Source organism: Kitasatospora sp. NPDC091257, assembly GCF_044757675.1.
Taxonomy (GTDB): Bacteria; Actinomycetota; Actinomycetes; order Streptomycetales; family Streptomycetaceae; genus Kitasatospora; species Kitasatospora lactacystinica.
Window position 1 is genome coordinate 1 of the sequence record NZ_JBIVVI010001518.1, and the last position, 1,829, is coordinate 1,829.

Here is a 1,829-nt window from a genome sequence, read left to right on the forward strand (position 1 = left end):
TGGTCGCGTGCGATGCGGCCGACCGGGCCGCTCTGTCCCGGGTGCTGGACGGTCTGGCCCGTCCGTTGGCGGGTGTGGTGCATGCGGCGGGTGTGGTGGACGACGGGGTGTTCGGTGCGTTGACGCCGGAGCGTCTGGCGTCGGTGCTGCGTCCGAAGGTGGATACGGCGCTGAATCTGGACGAGTTGACGGCGGATCTGGAGCTGCCGTTGTTCGTGCTGTACTCGTCGGTGGCGGCGACGTTCGGTTCGGGTGGGCAGGCCAACTATGCGGCCGCGAACGCCTTCCTGGACGCGCTGGCGGCCCGTCGCAGGGCTTCCGGCCGGGCGGGCCAGTCGCTGGCCTGGGGCCTGTGGGAGCAGGCCAGTGAGCTGACCGGTCATCTCTCCTCGGCACGCAGCGGTTCGGGCATGCCGACCGCGCAGGCCCTGGCCCTGTTCGACCGGGCGATCACCCTGCCCGTACCGCACCTCCTGCCGACGGTCCTGGACCTGGCCGCCGCGCAGGCCGTCTCCACCCATGGGGTGCCCCCGCTGCTGCGCGGCCTGGTCCGGCCGTCCGCCCGGCGGGCCGCCGGCCGGGGCGCGGGTGCGGAGTCCGGACTGCTGGCCCGGCTGCGGCCGCTGTCGGCCGAGGATCGGCGCGCGCAGCTGCTGGAGCTGGTCCGCGGCAGCGCGGCCACCGTGCTCGGCCACGGCGCCACGGACGCGGTCGGCCCCCGGCACGCGTTCCGGGAGCTCGGCTTCGACTCGCTGACCGCCGTGGAGTTGCGCAACGGGCTGAACGCCGTCACCGGGCTGCGGTTGCCGGTGACCCTGGTCTTCGACTACCCGACACCGGCCGTGCTGGCCGAGCACCTCGACGAGCTGCTCTTCGCGCGGGCCGCCTCCGTGGCGCCGCTCGTCGAGACGGCCGTGGACACCGGCGAGCCCATCGCGATCATCGGCATGAGCTGCCGTTTCCCCGGCGGTGCGGACAACCCCGAGCGGCTCTGGCGGCTGCTGGCCGAGGGCTTCGACGGCGTGACCGCTTTCCCGGCCGACCGCGGCTGGGAGATCGAGGTCGCCGACGCCACCTACACGCCGCGCGGCGGCTTCCTGCACGACGCCGCCGACTTCGACGCCGGGCTGTTCGGGATCTCGCCGCGCGAGGCGCTGGCGATGGACCCCCAGCAGCGGCTGCTGCTGGAGGCCTCCTGGGAGGCCTTCGAGGCCGCCGGCCTCGACCCGCTGTCCATGCACCGGTCGTCCACCGGCGTCCTGGTCGGCGCCTCGGCGTTCGGCTACGGCGCCGGGATGGACCTGCCGGAGTCGGAGGGGCACCTGATGACGGGCGCCGCCACCAGCATCCTCTCCGGCCGCGTCTCGTACGTGTTCGGCCTGGAGGGCCCGGCGGTCACCGTGGACACCGCCTGCTCCTCCTCCCTGGTGGCGATGCACTGGGCGATCCAGGCGCTGCAGCGCGGCGAGTGCGCGATGGCACTGACCGGCGGTGTGACCGTGATGTCCACCCCGGGGGTGTTCGCCGAGTTCGACCGGCAGGACGGCCTGGCCTCGGACGGGCGCTGCAAGGCGTTCTCCGCCGGGGCCGACGGCACCGTCTGGTCCGAGGGCGTCGGCGTGCTGGTGCTCCAGCGCCTGTCCGACGCCCGTCGGGACGGCCACCGGGTGCTCGCGGTGATCCGGGGCAGCGCGGTCAACCAGGACGGCGCCTCCAACGGGCTCACCGCGCCGAACGGCCCCTCCCAGGAGCGGGTGATCCGGCAGGCGCTGGCCTCCGCGCGGCTCGCCCCGTCCGAGGTGGACGTGGTGGAGGCGCACGGCACCGGC

At 74.6% G+C, this 1,829-nt stretch carries 1 protein-coding gene; it reads left to right on the forward strand.

Annotation, left to right across the window (positions count from 1 at the left end; translation table 11 throughout):
* The coding region (locus ACIQOV_RS39880) for a beta-ketoacyl synthase N-terminal-like domain-containing protein (protein ID WP_401055832.1) at positions 1 to 1,829 on the forward strand (1,829 nt) is incomplete at both ends.